Annotated in this window: 20 protein-coding genes; 7 read left to right on the top strand and 13 right to left on the bottom strand. The window is 34.3% G+C overall.

Going from position 1 to position 13294, the window contains the following annotated elements; genetic code table 11:
- The 4 genes from BLQ05_RS12840 to BLQ05_RS12825 all read left to right on the top strand — a co-directional run bounded on the left by BLQ05_RS12840 (nt 1) and on the right by BLQ05_RS12825 (nt 2354).
- Nucleotides 1–795 carry a cation efflux transmembrane domain-containing protein gene (locus tag BLQ05_RS12840; protein ID WP_023576901.1) on the top strand — a complete coding sequence of 265 codons (795 nt, stop codon included), beginning with the start codon at nt 1–3 and terminating at the stop codon, nt 793–795.
- A gap of 59 nt (nt 796–854) precedes the next feature.
- A complete protein-coding gene (locus tag BLQ05_RS12835; protein WP_023576900.1) occupies nt 855–1571 on the top strand; it encodes a hypothetical protein in 717 nt (238 codons plus the stop codon).
- Nucleotides 1572–1671: 100 nt separating this feature from the next.
- Nucleotides 1672–2085 carry a hypothetical protein gene (locus BLQ05_RS12830; protein WP_035654640.1) on the top strand — a complete coding sequence of 138 codons (414 nt, stop codon included), beginning with the start codon at nt 1672–1674 and terminating at the stop codon, nt 2083–2085.
- 92 nt (nt 2086–2177) lie between these two features.
- Nucleotides 2178–2354 carry a CAL67264 family membrane protein gene (locus BLQ05_RS12825; protein ID WP_238321145.1) on the top strand — a complete coding sequence of 59 codons (177 nt, stop codon included), beginning with the start codon at nt 2178–2180 and terminating at the stop codon, nt 2352–2354.
- 79 nt (nt 2355–2433) lie between these two features.
- Here the strand turns inward: BLQ05_RS12825 and BLQ05_RS12820 are convergent, their stop codons facing one another.
- Nucleotides 2434–2703: a hypothetical protein gene (locus BLQ05_RS12820; RefSeq protein ID WP_023576896.1), complete on the bottom strand. Its 270-nt coding sequence runs from the start codon at nt 2701–2703 to the stop codon at nt 2434–2436.
- A 10-nt stretch (nt 2704–2713) separates the two neighbouring features.
- Nucleotides 2714–2998: a hypothetical protein gene (locus BLQ05_RS12815; protein ID WP_202898542.1), complete on the bottom strand. Its 285-nt coding sequence runs from the start codon at nt 2996–2998 to the stop codon at nt 2714–2716.
- A 137-nt stretch (nt 2999–3135) separates the two neighbouring features.
- Here BLQ05_RS12815 and BLQ05_RS12810 point away from each other — a divergent pair, with 137 nt between their 5' ends.
- Entirely contained in the window at nt 3136–3900 is a 765-nt protein-coding gene (locus tag BLQ05_RS12810; RefSeq protein ID WP_023576894.1) for an oxygenase MpaB family protein, read from the top strand.
- Between the two features lie 308 nt (nt 3901–4208).
- On the opposite strand, the gene BLQ05_RS12805 is transcribed toward BLQ05_RS12810, so the two are convergent.
- The 7 genes from BLQ05_RS12805 to BLQ05_RS12775 all read right to left on the bottom strand — a co-directional run bounded on the left by BLQ05_RS12805 (nt 4209) and on the right by BLQ05_RS12775 (nt 8352).
- Nucleotides 4209–4955 carry a hypothetical protein gene (locus tag BLQ05_RS12805; protein WP_143000961.1) on the bottom strand — a complete coding sequence of 249 codons (747 nt, stop codon included), beginning with the start codon at nt 4953–4955 and terminating at the stop codon, nt 4209–4211.
- A gap of 415 nt (nt 4956–5370) precedes the next feature.
- Nucleotides 5371–5598: a helix-turn-helix domain-containing protein gene (locus BLQ05_RS12800; RefSeq protein WP_035654639.1), complete on the bottom strand. Its 228-nt coding sequence runs from the start codon at nt 5596–5598 to the stop codon at nt 5371–5373.
- Between the two features lie 3 nt (nt 5599–5601).
- Entirely contained in the window at nt 5602–6156 is a 555-nt protein-coding gene (locus BLQ05_RS12795; RefSeq protein ID WP_023576891.1) for a DUF2975 domain-containing protein, read from the bottom strand.
- A 182-nt stretch (nt 6157–6338) separates the two neighbouring features.
- Nucleotides 6339–6701, bottom strand: coding sequence for a DUF2200 domain-containing protein (locus BLQ05_RS12790; protein WP_023576889.1), 363 nt, complete (start codon nt 6699–6701; stop codon nt 6339–6341).
- A gap of 35 nt (nt 6702–6736) precedes the next feature.
- Nucleotides 6737–7360 (bottom strand): carbonic anhydrase family protein, encoded by a 624-nt coding sequence (locus BLQ05_RS12785; protein ID WP_023576888.1) that lies wholly within the window; start codon nt 7358–7360, stop codon nt 6737–6739.
- Between the two features lie 6 nt (nt 7361–7366).
- The gene (locus BLQ05_RS12780; RefSeq protein WP_035654638.1) at nt 7367–8038 is read right to left on the bottom strand and encodes a DUF2490 domain-containing protein; all 672 of its coding nucleotides are present in this window, start codon (nt 8036–8038) and stop codon (nt 7367–7369) included.
- 32 nt (nt 8039–8070) lie between these two features.
- Nucleotides 8071–8352: a hypothetical protein gene (locus tag BLQ05_RS12775; RefSeq protein WP_023576886.1), complete on the bottom strand. Its 282-nt coding sequence runs from the start codon at nt 8350–8352 to the stop codon at nt 8071–8073.
- 92 nt (nt 8353–8444) lie between these two features.
- Between BLQ05_RS12775 and BLQ05_RS12770 the strand changes: the two genes are divergently transcribed.
- Nucleotides 8445–9191: a TetR/AcrR family transcriptional regulator gene (locus tag BLQ05_RS12770; RefSeq protein WP_023576885.1), complete on the top strand. Its 747-nt coding sequence runs from the start codon at nt 8445–8447 to the stop codon at nt 9189–9191.
- A gap of 273 nt (nt 9192–9464) precedes the next feature.
- Here the strand turns inward: BLQ05_RS12770 and BLQ05_RS12765 are convergent, their stop codons facing one another.
- Both BLQ05_RS12765 and BLQ05_RS12760 read right to left on the bottom strand, forming a co-directional pair.
- Nucleotides 9465–10118, bottom strand: coding sequence for a hypothetical protein (locus BLQ05_RS12765; protein WP_023576883.1), 654 nt, complete (start codon nt 10116–10118; stop codon nt 9465–9467).
- Nucleotides 10119–10233: 115 nt separating this feature from the next.
- Nucleotides 10234–10809, bottom strand: coding sequence for a hypothetical protein (locus BLQ05_RS12760; protein WP_023576882.1), 576 nt, complete (start codon nt 10807–10809; stop codon nt 10234–10236).
- Nucleotides 10810–11186: 377 nt separating this feature from the next.
- Between BLQ05_RS12760 and BLQ05_RS12755 the strand changes: the two genes are divergently transcribed.
- Nucleotides 11187–11870: a hypothetical protein gene (locus BLQ05_RS12755; RefSeq protein ID WP_023576880.1), complete on the top strand. Its 684-nt coding sequence runs from the start codon at nt 11187–11189 to the stop codon at nt 11868–11870.
- A gap of 491 nt (nt 11871–12361) precedes the next feature.
- On the opposite strand, the gene BLQ05_RS12745 is transcribed toward BLQ05_RS12755, so the two are convergent.
- Together BLQ05_RS12745 and BLQ05_RS12740 are read right to left on the bottom strand one after the other, a co-directional pair.
- Entirely contained in the window at nt 12362–12655 is a 294-nt protein-coding gene (locus tag BLQ05_RS12745; RefSeq protein ID WP_023576879.1) for a type II toxin-antitoxin system RelE/ParE family toxin, read from the bottom strand.
- Nucleotides 12656–12898: a type II toxin-antitoxin system ParD family antitoxin gene (locus BLQ05_RS12740; RefSeq protein ID WP_023576878.1), complete on the bottom strand. Its 243-nt coding sequence runs from the start codon at nt 12896–12898 to the stop codon at nt 12656–12658.
- Nucleotides 12899–13294: the final 396 nt, after the last annotated feature.

The following is a 13294-nucleotide window of genomic DNA, read 5'->3' as shown; positions in this document are numbered from 1 at the left end:
ATGCAAAAATCAATTTTTGAAATAACCAAAATGGACTGTCCGTCTGAGGAGAATTTAATCCGATTGAAACTGGACGGCCTTTCGGGTATTAAAAATCTCGATTTTGATATCCCTAACCGGAAGCTGACAATTGTTCACGATGGAAATTCGGAAGAAATCGAAAAGTCCATCAGCAGTCTGAATTTAGGCGCCCGAAAACTGATAACGGAAACCACCAACCAAACCGAATTTTCCGAACAAACCAATCAAAGAAAGCTGCTTTGGACGGTTCTGAGTATCAATTTTCTCTTCTTTTTAATTGAAATGACAACCGGGCTAATTTCCAAATCAATGGGACTGGTGGCCGACAGTTTGGACATGCTTGCCGATGCATTTGTTTATGGAATAAGCCTTTTTGCAGTGGGTGCAACCCTGATCCGTAAAAAAAGTATAGCCAAGCTGGCAGGCTATTTTCAGATGCTTTTGGCAATAATCGGTTTTATCGAAGTTGTAAGACGCTTTACGGGTATGGAAAAACTTCCCGATTTTGCAACAATGATTGTCGTTTCCGCTTTGGCACTTATTGCTAATGGCACTTGTCTTTATCTTCTTCAAAAATCTAAAAGTAAAGAAGAAGCACATATACAAGCCAGTCTGATTTTTACCTCAAACGATGTGATTATAAATTTAGGCGTAATAGCAGCCGGAGTAATGGTACATTGGCTGAACTCAAACAAACCCGACTTGATTATTGGAACAATCGTTTTTATTTTGGTTGTTCGCGGGGCCATGAGAATTTTAAAATTAGGAAATTGAAAAGCACTCGTTTTTGTATATTTGGCTTAGTCATTATTTATAGGAATTCAACCAAAACCATGCATTTGAAAGCACATTCGATTCTGCTGATTTTCCTTTTACTACAGGCACCGCTTGTAACTGCTCAGGAATGGAAATCGTTAAAAGCCTATCAGAAAGAAACCGGACAGGCAACCCTTCAGGAAGGATGTTGGCTGAAAAAGGACCGCACACGTAAAACAGAAGTTTGGAAAAAAGCAAATGTGTTTAACCTCTCTGTCGATAATGGCAATCTGAAGTATACTACATTAAGCGAAATGCGCGATTTTTATCATTGGTTCGATCAGGAAATAAAGAAGCAGGGACATGAAATCAAATGGATTGGGATTGCGGAGATTGTTGCCAATCAGCTTTCGAATTTGGATTATGGTTTTGTACGGGTTGTGGTGGTAAGAAACAAGGAAGTGGTGGATTTTGCCAATGAAGGATGCGCCAGGGTGCTTGCGTTTGCATTCCCGAAATTAAAAGAGGTCTATTTTTCATCGGAAATCCTCAAAGGCAAAGTGGCTGAGGACTGGGATAATGCCTATGGACGGGACGAGCAATGTGCAGTTTTGGAGCCGTTGTATAAAAAACTTTCGCCAAAAGCGTTATGTAAACTGGATCGGATGGCTAAAGGAAAAGGGGTTTATACGTTTGCCGTTTCAAAAGAAATGAAATACCAGGGCAGTATTGAAGATTGTGAGACCCGATTTTTACATGGTAGAGACCGGATTGCCCTTCAATTGAAGGAATAAAGGAGATTACTAACTCTGAAAATCTTCCAGCACTTGCTGAAAAACAACAGGAACATAAATTGGTTTATAGTATATTGCAGTACCAACCAAAAACAAAAGTATGAATACAACAGTTAAAAACATTCTCGCTGTAATGATAGGGATTATAGTGGGCAGTATTGTGAACATGGCTCTGATTTCGGTAAGCGGCAGTATCATACCGCCACCGGAAGGCGCAGATGTTAAAACCATGGAAGGCTTAAAAGCAGTGATGCACCTGTTTGAGCCCAAACATTTTATTTTTCCGTTTCTGGCTCATGCATTGGGAACCTTTGTAGGCGCTTTCATAGCAGCGCGCATAGCTGCGAACAGTAAAATGAACTATGCCATTGGGGTGGGAATCTTTTTCCTTTTAGGCGGGATTGCGAATGTGTACTTATTGCCGTCACCAACTTGGTTTGCTATAGTGGATCTGGTAGTTGCTTACATTCCTATGGCGTATCTGGGTGGGAAACTGGCTTTGAGAGTAAAGTAAGTTTCTGATATACATCTTTTAACCGTAAACTTTTCTAAAACAATTAAAATCACGATATTTGCGCACCTCAATAAAAAACAGAAATCAAAATGATGAATAAAAATACAGTTTTAGGATGGGCAACATTAATCATGATTGTAATGGGAATTATAATTGTTGGTTTGGGCGTTTACCGATATGATGATGTGGCCGGATGGGGTTTTGGAGCTGTTGGGATTGGATTTTTTGCCATTGCCTGGGTGTTCAATGCCTTAAAGGGAAGAGTGTAATACATCAGAGGAAAAATATAAAAAATCCGAATCGTTAAGATTCGGATTTTTTATTTGCGTTATCCTGCTTCTAATTTTTTCACAAATCATCAATCATGTCCCCAAGATCACTCACGCCTAAGGTAAACCATATAATTACGATAGCCAGAATGATTTTTACTGGCAACGGAATCGAAAGCCCAATTTTTTGTTTCAATAGAGACGCTATCGGAGGAAAGTAAACCAAAGAAATCAGTATACAAATACTTGTAGGAACAGGGTGCACCCAAAGCAAATTCATTACGCCGATTGCAAAAATCAACAGACCCAAAGCCCAACCGATTCCGTTTGAAGTGTGCTCGTTTTTCATGGTTTTAAAATTATGATCCCGCGAAAGGTGTCCCGAAAATACCCACAGCCAGTTCCACCCATGTTAACAGCAACAGTACAAGAATCAAGGCGCAGATTGCAATTCGATGTTCGGTTTTGGTTACTTTTCTCATAACAAACTCACATAGGAGTCCGGTACCGTATAAAAGAACACCGGCCACGATAAAGTCGGAGAGTGTCCAGTTTACTTCATTTGTAAATTGCATTGCGATTAGTGGTACTGTCAATAGCATTGTTACTGTAATCACAATACCGATAAGTCTTCTGTTTTGCATAATCATAAATGTTTCGTTTTTAAATGGTTAATCTGTTCGTTTTTCTGATTTTTATTTTACAAATATAATAAACTTTGAAATACAAAGTACTTTTTATTAAAAAATATTTGTACTTTAGCTGAAATCATTTTTACGTTATGGAATACTTTGTTGACAAAAAATCGGTAGTTAGAAAAATCTGGGGCAAGAGTGACACCGTCCTTTTTATATTTGCCGGAGCCGCTGCAGAATTTGCACTTAATAAAGCGGTGGACTGGCTTTATTTTACAGGAAAGTTGCCTTCTGATCCTTTAGGGAGGTTGTTTTCCACCGTTGGTTACGCAAGGAAAATTGTTTTCTCTTCAATGGACGAAGCTAATGACGCAATTGACATCATGCGGAAAATACATACCGGAGTAGAACATAAACGCGGTGCGGCCATACCCGACTGGGCGTATCGTGACGTGCTTTTCATGCTGATACATTATTCCATTGCCGCCTATGAGTTACTTGAAAGAAAGTTAACCGATGCGGAAAAGGAAGAGGTTCACAATGTTTTTTATCGTGTAGGAGTGAGGATGGGATTGGAAGGTTTACCATCTAACTATATAGAATGGCTGCCTGTAAGAAACGAACATTTAAACAATGACTTGAAGAAAAGCGAATATACAAACGATCTTTTTAAGCAATATGAAAAACACTTGGGCACGATGAGGTTTATGGTATTGCTCGAAGGGCAAAAAACAGTGGTACCTGAAAGGGTAAAAGAATTGTTACATTTCAGTGATTTTTCGTTGCTGACACCAGTCGTACCAATGTATAAATTCAGTAGAATGATAAAGCTGGACGGACTGATTAAGAGCATCCTACTGCCTTCTGATTATAAGGCTCAGATAAAAGAATTGGATGTGTACCGGGTATAAAGAAGCCTGTTAATAATTAATCGGTGTAGTATTAGGCTATCTTTTTTTGAATTGTTCACATGTATATAATGAAGCAGCAATGTGAGTTACGTCTTTTCTGTTTGTTTATGTCATTATGTTGACGTAACAATTATTCGTTTTCATCCTGGTATCGGGAAATGGCTTCTCCTTATATTTTTTTATGCGGATGCGGAGGTTTTCATGACGGAATTTTCGAAAACAAGTTCTATGCGATTCCATTCTTCCGGATAAGACCAGTTCGGGACAGGCTTTCAGTTAATCAATTTTAAAAAATCGCATGAGGTGAATCATAAGTTATCTTTTAAATCACCTCTTTCGCCCTCAATCCATCGTTGGAGCATTACTCTTTCTGACGGCGCCTGATGCGTTCCTCCTGCCAAAATATCCAGAAATACGTCCCAAAGATTTTTTTCTTCCCTAAATTCTTTTTTGAAAATTTTAAAGGCTTTCAAATAATCTTTTTCATATTTATCAGCTTCTTCAAAGCTGTAGTTTTCAGGTATATGAGCCAGAAGAATCTGAGTTAATCGGTGTATTTCTTTAGGCGTATATTTTTCCATCATCTGAAGTTCTATTTTACAAGCTTCCGCGTGTGAAACAATTAGAGGTAAAATTATATCTTCAAAATTGCATACGTCTTTTTTCCAATGATTATGTTCTTTTTCAGGAAGTATTTCGAATCCCAGATTTTCCAGATATTTATTCAACTCTTTTAAATTATTCAAATGCAGCTCAAACTGTTTCCACAATGTTGACGAATCGGATCTGTCATGGTTTTTAACTTTTTCCTTTGCGGCATCAAGTACTTCATGGATAGCTTTCAAAGAAGCGTTCATTTCCTCTAAGCCTTTTTTCCACTTTTCCTGAGATTTAGATGAACTATGTGTTTCAATTATGGCCAAAGCATTTTTATTCAATTCTTCCAGATTTTTCTCTATTTGAATCATTTGGGCATAGTGCTTTTCTAAAGCGCTATTAAAATTTCTTATTGACAGTAGGGCTCTGAGTTCTGAGTGATAAGCTACATTTTTCATGGTTCCTCTGCTTTTAGTGATGTTGCTTTGTATTGTCAAATTTACACAGAAAAAATGAGTTAAAAGGCTGTTATTTCTTTTATTTTAAAACGCAAGCACCTGTTTGTTAATGAGTTAGCTTATGTTTAAGAAAGGTATTAGAAACTGTAAAAGTCTGTAAATTAGTTGAATTAATACTTTTGGCTAAGAGACGTAAAGAAACAGCTTCGACAAGAAGTTTGTTAAACACAGCCCAATTAATGGAGCAAAACGAGATGTTCTAAAAGGGAATCCGTAAATAAATTGCCCAGAAGATTGGCAAAATTTCTATCTCATGCGGTGGAAACTTCATCGGACAGTTAAATGAACCCTACGTTAAATAAGAAAAACCACGAGTAGTACAATTCGTGGTTTTCGGTATTATATACTTCTTTTGTTACGGGTTGGTTGTTCTTTTTTCATCATCAGCGAATTCCAAAATATCACCGGGCTGACAATCTAATGCTTTGCATATGGCTTCTAATGTACTGAATCGAATAGCCTTTGCCTTTCCGGTTTTCAATATGGAAAGATTGGACAACGTTAAATCAACCTTTTCCGAAAGTTCGTTAAGCGACATTTTCCGTTTGGCCATCATCACATCAAGATTTACAATAATTGGCATGGCTTATATGGTTAATTCGTTTTCAGATTGAATTTCTATTCCTCGTTTGAATATCTGGGCAATAACAAATAATGTGATTCCCATAAACAGCCATACATCTGCACCACCTAAGCGTAAATAATGTATATCGGGCATTTTCACCCCTTGATTGGCTAACCACTCGGAATAGTTGACTCCCCAATAGGAAAACATGCCTATTCCCAAAGCCAAATATGACACACTAAACATAAAACGCCCCATTTCTTTATTGAAGGGCAGCGTTACATTAAGTTTTTTGTCATGTAAAATTTTCACTATCAGGTAAAATAAACAGGCTCTCATTACGGCTACAATACTTATGAAAAGCATCACTACAAAATAATAACCTCTATCGAAAGAATACAGACTTGACAAATCCACCTGATGCCACAATTTATTGATATCAATCGGATTGAGAACCAAAGAAAAAACAGTGTTGAAGATAAAACTTCCTGCCTCAATGCAAATCCCAATAAACAGTATCCAGGAAAGGACATACAATACTTTAAGTACCTGTTCAGTACTGATTTTAATTTCCATAATCGTTGAAGTATTAAAGTTAAGACTTCAAAAATAATAAAAATTTATTGAAAAACAATAAATATATAGCTTTTGTCAAAAAAAAATCTTTGTATGTCCGTACTGGTTTTTACATTTTGCTGTTTTTCAGCATCCGGACTTTTAAAGGTTGCTCTGAGTAACAAAGTTTTCCCAACATAATGCTAAATACGCAAAATCTTCTCCATCTTTCTGCCTTTTGCCAACTCATCAACCAGCTTATCCAAATATCGTACTTGCTTAGTCAAAGGATTTTCGATTTCCTCGATACGATATCCGCAAATTACTCCAGTGATAAGGTTCGCCTTCGGATTTAGGGAAGCGTTTTGGAAAAAGGTTTCAAAAGTCACGTTCTCTTTTATGAGTTCCTGTAATTTCATGTCGTCGAAGCCAGTTAACCACTTTATGATCTCATGCAATTCTTCTTTCGTTCTGCCTTTCTTTTCCACTTTTGCAATATACATTGGATACACAGAGGCAAAGGTCATTTTTGCAATACGCTGATCATGAGTGTTTAAGTTGTTCATATCCTGAATTTTAGCTTTAATTTTGAGTTGGAGTTTTATTCATTAAAAGTGACAACTCCCGTTTCAACGTCATAAAGTCCGCCAACGATTTTGATGAGCCCTTGTTGTTCCAATTCTGCAATGATGGGACTTTCTCTACGAATTCGTTCAATAGTCAAATGTACATTTAATTTGGTTACATTATTTACAAAATCGGCATTCGATCCGTCTCTGTTTTCTGTTGTTGTTTTTTCGTTAAAAATGGCAGGTTGGATTTTGTTGAGTAATGTGGTAAGGTTTCCCATTTCTACATGATTGCAGGCACCAACAATAGCACCACATTTTGTATGACCAAGTACAACAATCACTTTGGTACCAACTATTTTTGTGGCAAATTCCATACTTCCTAAAATATCTTCGTTTAAAATATTCCCTGCAATACGGATACTGAAAATGTCGCCCAACCCTTGGTCAAAAATAAGTTCTGACGAAGTACGGCTGTCGATGCAGCTTAAAATGGTAGCAAAAGGAAACTGACCTGTAGAAGTTTCGTTTACTTGTTGTAAAAGATTACGATTTGCTTTTAGGTTTTTCACAAATCTCTCGTTACCTTCTTTTAAAATTTGTAGGGCCGTTTGCGGTGTTAAGCTGCTTTGTGTTTCTTTTGAGTGTGTGCGCATGTTTTTTTAGTTTTTAGGATTATTAAATGGCAAATTGTTAAATAATGCGATTTGAAATTGATTACGATTAGTATTTTCTAGAGTTTGTGCCATAAAACCGGCTTCAACTTTGAGATTCTTATTGATGACATAACCCAAGGCTCCGTAAAGCCTGTTTCTGTCAAAAAAAGTATTCTGGGTGTTAATGAAAATCTCGTTATATGCCGAGGCGTAGAATGTTTTTTCGACCATGGTTTTGTTATTTATCGGAATGTTGAATCCTAATTGATAACGCAACCGCATTTGAAAATCGTCGGATAAAAAACGCTCTTCTATACGGTATCGATGTTGCATGAAAACACGTCCGAAATTTTGACGGGTAATGTATTGTTGGAAGACACGATGTTCATTTGTTTTCACTTTATCGCTTGTGTTTCCCACATAATTTTGAGAATGAATGTAACCATAGCCCAATAAAATAGTATTGTTGTTTTCTGTAAGGTTATATCCAACACCCGTTCGCAAAAGAAGTTGTTGCAAATCGTCGACAAAATTGTAATTGCGATACTGGATTTCATTATGCCAGTTAAAACGTTCGTTTATCTTCTGATTTCCAAAATACATGAGCCAATTGCCTACATCGTTTTTTTGGCTGAATGAATGTATAGGGATAAAAAGTAGTAGGAACAGATACTTCATGATATTGAATGAAAATTTAATAATTCAAGGATTCAGACAGCTCTTTTTGCTATCAACGGTTTAATATTGATTTCAAAACTGTTTTGTTGGGGTAATGCAAAAGGCTTGTTGCTTTGTTTTCCTGTTTTACCGGTTTGATCATCCGAAATAGCCACGCAAATAAACACAGGAACGGTTTTATGCATTTCCGGAATAACTTCTTTGAATATCACGGATGAATGCAAAACCAATAATCCAATAATTAACATCGGTACTTTATCAAGCGTAATCTTGTTGTACATGTATCTGTCGGTATCACTTGTATTGATTTGCATGTTCATTCTTTTAAGGAAGTCATAAAGGTAATAAAAACCATTACACTTGATAGTAATACTATACTAAATGATTGTTAAATGTTTTAAAGAATATGACTACTATTTTTTTGAAGCAAATCACTACCTTTACCAAAACGATTGTGAAAATGGATTTTCAAGTTAAATTTGACATAAATGATAGGATTTACTTAAGAAATCCTGAGAACAGTGAAGTAGGGAAGTTGATGGTTAAAAAAGCTATTGACCTAATTTATGAATTGGGATTTGAACAATTCACTTTCAAAAAGCTGGCAATAGAAATTCACAGTACTGAAACCACTATTTACCGATATTTTGAAAACAAACATCGATTATTGCTTTATATATTGAATTGGTACTGGTGTTATATGGAATTTTTGGTTACGTTCAAATTGGAAAACGTAACAGACAAAAAAGAAAGGTTAAAGATTATTGTTCATTTGCTTACACACGAATTGGCGGAAAGTACCAGCAAGTTCGATTATAATAAGGCATTTTTGAATCAAATCGTTATAGCTGAAAGTAGTAAAGTTTATTTGGTAAAAGATGTTGCGGAAATCAATAGGAGTGAAGTGTTTAAGCCTTATAAGGATTTGTGTGCTAAAATAGCAGAAGTCATTTCGGAGTACAATTCAGATTATAAATATCCGAGATCGTTAAGCACTACGTTGATTGAAACGTCGCACCATCAACAATACTTCAGTGTTAACCTTCCCAAGCTTACAGATATTTCCTCTAATAAGAATTCAGAATTCACAAGTCAGTTTATAGAAGATTTTTTGTTTAAGGTTTTGGGACAATCTGGAGATGAAATGGTATAAGTTTCTAAAAACTTGTCGAGGTCTAAATTGTTAACCCAAAAGGACTTATATTGAATTGGGATTTTAAGAACTATCAAGCAAAGTATTGTCTGAATTTTTGGTGTGTTTAATCTCGACCGGCCGACTTTAAGAAGTTGGGGATTTTGTTACGGATGTTTATAAATACACGAATTGAGTGAAAGAAAACCTGAATTTTTATGCAAGAAGTGCGAGCACAAACTTTTCCAAAAAATCCCAAAGCCTGCCATTTCATAAAACCGCTGTTGTACACAGTTATTTTTCAAGAATGTAATAAGTTCTTATTTCCTTTGCGAGAGCTTCTTTTCTTTTTTTTGGATCCTTAATTATGCTTCTTTCATCGAGTAAAAAATGAAGATCACCATTTGCTTCCCTAATCATTTCTACTATTAATCGTTTTTCTTTTTGTTCTCTCTTAAAAGTGAATTGCAAAATTTCAGTGTTTTCAAAGATTAACTGTGAATAACTAACCATTTCGCTATCATTATAAGGGGCAAATTTTACTTTTTCAACTCTTGCAGGTTCGGTAGAGTTTTTTTCATAGAAGAACACTTTATCATTTGCAAATTCTATATATTCATAATTATAGGGCAAATAAGTAAGTTGTTTTAATTTCCATCTACCTTGCCATTTTTTTAATTCCTTTTTTTGAAAAAATGGAAGTAAAGAGTCAATTCTTTTTCGAGCATTTTGTTCAATTTTATCATTAATTACAGAATGATCTTTTAAATAACATACGGCATGAAAAGCTTCCAGAGCTTTTAATTTATTTGAATTTTTTAAAGCTCTTTCACCTTTTTTAAAATATTTTTTTTGGGCAAAATGAAGCGTTGAATCCACTTTACTTTGAGAATTAATATTTAAAGCGCAAAGAAATATGAAATATAAAAGAAGTGTTTTTATTCTCATAGTTTGGTTAATTGTGTACAACGTCCCGTGGCTTCGCGCAGTTGGGGATTAGTTCTCCCAAAACTAACAATTTAAGATAAGGTTTACAAATACAAAACCAACATTATTTTTAGCCTTAAAGCCCCAATTGCTCGAAACCACTGTTAACCGACGTTTTTCTAATTGTTGACTTTTTGTTTTTTCCCTTTAATAGATTAGTCTTTCTTTTAAGGAAGTAAAATGAATAAGCTACAGAGCCAACCCCAAAAAATAATCCAATATAAATTAAAGCACTTTCTTTATTTTCGTACTCTTTTTTACCAAGTAATACAATTCCATTTCTTTCGATTTGAATCAAATTTATATTTACATTCTCAGAATCATTACTATTTTTTTCATAGTAAACAGTTAAGATATCTTGAATATTTATTGCAGAAATTAAGTCATTATAATTTTTCGACATTCTGTAAACCCCGACTTTTTCATCTAAATCTTTTAGTTTAATATAGAACACCTTTGATTTTCTTCCTTTGCTTCCATGTCTATAATCAATACCTCTGTTTTCAACTTGACTAGTTATTTTGTCTACTTGATTTAGATTAATATTTTGTTTTTTAAAACCAATGTAGGCTAAGAAAAAATAGAGGAATGAAAACAAAAATAGTATTGTAAAAATTAATATGTCTTTTGTCTTTTTATTTAGTTTTATCATTATAGATTTCGTTTTGCAAAATGACGGTTAACGTCCCGGGGCTTTATGCCGGTGGGGACTTTTATTACTGATGTTTACAAATATACCGAAAAGATTGAAAGAAAAAACCTTGTTTCGGAGAAGAAAATGCAAACACCGACCTATGCTGATAAACCCTAAAACCCCACTTGCATAAAACCCTTGTTAGCCGTTCGGTTTTCATAGGAATTGGACATCACTAAAATTAGGGAAATGAAAATCATTAAATTTAGTTATTGATTTGTAAAAGTAGATTCATTTAGATTTGCGCTCACAAAAATTGTAATTACAACCTTTAGGAATAGCTAGCCTTACAAATCTTTTAATAATTTTAAACAGAGTTTCACAAACAAAATATTATGAATAAAACGATATTAAAAATAAGTTCAATGGCTTTAATTTTAACTGCTTCAATTTTTATTGCATGTTCAAGAGATGCGGAAACAGTTGATAATTTACAAAATAATTTTACAAATTCACCCATAAGTTTTACCAACAGAACAGTATCTGCTAAAGAATTAAGTGAAGATATAACTTTTATTGAGTTGGTAGACGAAATGGATTCGTTTAGTAAATTTATTAAGCAGACAATTGATGATAAATCATTATCAATTGCTACTATTCAAACTCAATTAGACCACTTGCAAAATCAAAATCTAACTTATGAAGAACAACTATCTGAAATAAATGCTATATTTACTACATCGGTTTCTAATAAACTTGAATTAAACATGAAAGGCTTTTCTGAAAAGTGGGGAGTTTTAAAAGTTAAATATGAAAATTTAGATGAAAGTACATTAGCAGAGGCATTTAATCAAGTTTTGGATAAAAGAGATCATAGTGGAGTAGGATCGGTTGGTCCATGTGGATGGAGATATAATGTTTATTTGGGAGCTTCATATGCAGCTGCAGTTTTATGTCATGCAGGATGTGATACCACAGCATTAGGAACCACAGCCGGATTGGGAATTCCAGCTTGTTTTATGGCATGTGGTACTTTACAAGTATATGCAGCTGTTCAATGTTACGATTCATATTGCTAATAAAGCACGATTTATATATTATGGAAAAGAAAAAAAAATTTGGAGGCTATTTTCTATTATTTTATCTAGCAACGTTTATAATTTTTCTAATTTTTCCTAAAAAATTAGTTGGAAATATTTATGTAATAATAACTTATTTAATTGGTTGTCTTGTATTTTTGTACATATTATATAGATACAAAAAAACGAAAAATAGTTAGTTGAAAGAGGAAGGAAGTTACTTCCTCTTTTTTTTAGTAATTTTCTTCCCTATGTCCGCTTTATTTATAAATTCTCTATAATGTAAAAAAAGAAATTTCATTATTTTTTGCATTAAGTTATTGAATTCTTCAAGTTTGGCTAAACTGACGGCTAACGTCCCGCGGCTTGGCGTCAGTTGCGGCTAATTTAGCAAAAAGTTTCCAAGTACGAGAGAAGGTTGGTTTTTTCCTGGAGTTTGCAAATACAAAATTTAACCAGCAATTGCGCCAAACCGCTGTTATGTGAGGTTTCTATAATTTACTTTTCAAATCCATCATTCCGTGTAGAATTCTTATAATCTCAATTTCATTATTTGAAATTTCTCTATAAAAAATAATATGTTCACCACATTTATAACCAAGAATATTTAATGAAATGATTTCATATGATTTTCCAAATTTTGGATTATTTGCCAGGTCAATGCACGAAGCGATTATTAGATTGTAATATTTCTCAGCCTGATTTTGAGACCATTCTTCAATAGTATAATCCCAAATATCAATTAAATCGTCTTGAGCTTTATTGGTAAAATGAAATTTTCCCATTTATTTTTTTCTTGCCTTTAATGATTCCAAAAACTTTTTAGGCTCGAAATCTTGTGCGATTCCACTATCAATTCCTTCTTGTATAGCTTTTCTTAAAACAATAATTTTATTTTCTTCATCTTCAAGAAGACGCAAGCCAGCTCGTACAACTTCACTTGCATTGTTAAATCTACCGTTATTGATGCTACTTTCAATAAAACTTTCAAAATGGTTTCCCAATGATATTGATGTGTTTTTTCCCATGACTTTTAAAAATTTTAAGCAAGTTACCAAAAAATGGTAACACAAGCAATTTTACGCAAAGTTTTTTTGAAATCTCACATAACGTCCCGGGGCTTCATGAAGTTGGGGTTTATATGTTCCCAAACCATTGAATAACCACGGAAGCCAAATATATGAAATAACCTTTAAATTTAGCCTTAAAGCCCCAATTTCATGAAACCCCTGTTAGCGGCTGCTGTTTTTTTTTTTTAGTACTGTTGTTTTGAAGAATCATAACCACTTTTAATACGTTAGACAACGTATTTTATTACGTTAAGAACCACTTTTAATACGTTAGGCAACGTATTTTATTACGTTAAGAACCACTTTTAATACGTTAGGCAACGTATTTTATTACGTTAAGAACCACTTTTAATA

Source organism: Flavobacterium saliperosum (assembly GCF_900100625.1).
GTDB classification, from domain to species: domain Bacteria; phylum Bacteroidota; class Bacteroidia; order Flavobacteriales; family Flavobacteriaceae; genus Flavobacterium; species Flavobacterium saliperosum.
This window is presented reverse-complemented; position numbering and strand designations above follow the sequence as displayed.

Coding starts and splice junctions, on each gene's coding strand:
- BLQ05_RS12840 (WP_023576901.1), top strand. CDS start 1: ATGCAAAAATCAATTTTTGAAATAACCAAAATGGACTGTCCGTCTGAG.
- BLQ05_RS12835 (WP_023576900.1), top strand. CDS start 855: ATGCATTTGAAAGCACATTCGATTCTGCTGATTTTCCTTTTACTACAG.
- BLQ05_RS12830 (WP_035654640.1), top strand. CDS start 1,672: ATGAATACAACAGTTAAAAACATTCTCGCTGTAATGATAGGGATTATA.
- BLQ05_RS12825 (WP_238321145.1), top strand. CDS start 2,178: ATGAATAAAAATACAGTTTTAGGATGGGCAACATTAATCATGATTGTA.
- BLQ05_RS12820 (WP_023576896.1), bottom strand. CDS start 2,703: ATGAAAAACGAGCACACTTCAAACGGAATCGGTTGGGCTTTGGGTCTG.
- BLQ05_RS12815 (WP_202898542.1), bottom strand. CDS start 2,998: ATGCAAAACAGAAGACTTATCGGTATTGTGATTACAGTAACAATGCTA.
- BLQ05_RS12810 (WP_023576894.1), top strand. CDS start 3,136: ATGGAATACTTTGTTGACAAAAAATCGGTAGTTAGAAAAATCTGGGGC.
- BLQ05_RS12805 (WP_143000961.1), bottom strand. CDS start 4,955: ATGAAAAATGTAGCTTATCACTCAGAACTCAGAGCCCTACTGTCAATA.
- BLQ05_RS12800 (WP_035654639.1), bottom strand. CDS start 5,598: ATGCCAATTATTGTAAATCTTGATGTGATGATGGCCAAACGGAAAATG.
- BLQ05_RS12795 (WP_023576891.1), bottom strand. CDS start 6,156: ATGGAAATTAAAATCAGTACTGAACAGGTACTTAAAGTATTGTATGTC.
- BLQ05_RS12790 (WP_023576889.1), bottom strand. CDS start 6,701: ATGAACAACTTAAACACTCATGATCAGCGTATTGCAAAAATGACCTTT.
- BLQ05_RS12785 (WP_023576888.1), bottom strand. CDS start 7,360: ATGCGCACACACTCAAAAGAAACACAAAGCAGCTTAACACCGCAAACG.
- BLQ05_RS12780 (WP_035654638.1), bottom strand. CDS start 8,038: ATGAAGTATCTGTTCCTACTACTTTTTATCCCTATACATTCATTCAGC.
- BLQ05_RS12775 (WP_023576886.1), bottom strand. CDS start 8,352: ATGCAAATCAATACAAGTGATACCGACAGATACATGTACAACAAGATT.
- BLQ05_RS12770 (WP_023576885.1), top strand. CDS start 8,445: ATGACTACTATTTTTTTGAAGCAAATCACTACCTTTACCAAAACGATT.
- BLQ05_RS12765 (WP_023576883.1), bottom strand. CDS start 10,118: ATGAGAATAAAAACACTTCTTTTATATTTCATATTTCTTTGCGCTTTA.
- BLQ05_RS12760 (WP_023576882.1), bottom strand. CDS start 10,809: ATGATAAAACTAAATAAAAAGACAAAAGACATATTAATTTTTACAATA.
- BLQ05_RS12755 (WP_023576880.1), top strand. CDS start 11,187: ATGAATAAAACGATATTAAAAATAAGTTCAATGGCTTTAATTTTAACT.
- BLQ05_RS12745 (WP_023576879.1), bottom strand. CDS start 12,655: ATGGGAAAATTTCATTTTACCAATAAAGCTCAAGACGATTTAATTGAT.
- BLQ05_RS12740 (WP_023576878.1), bottom strand. CDS start 12,898: ATGGGAAAAAACACATCAATATCATTGGGAAACCATTTTGAAAGTTTT.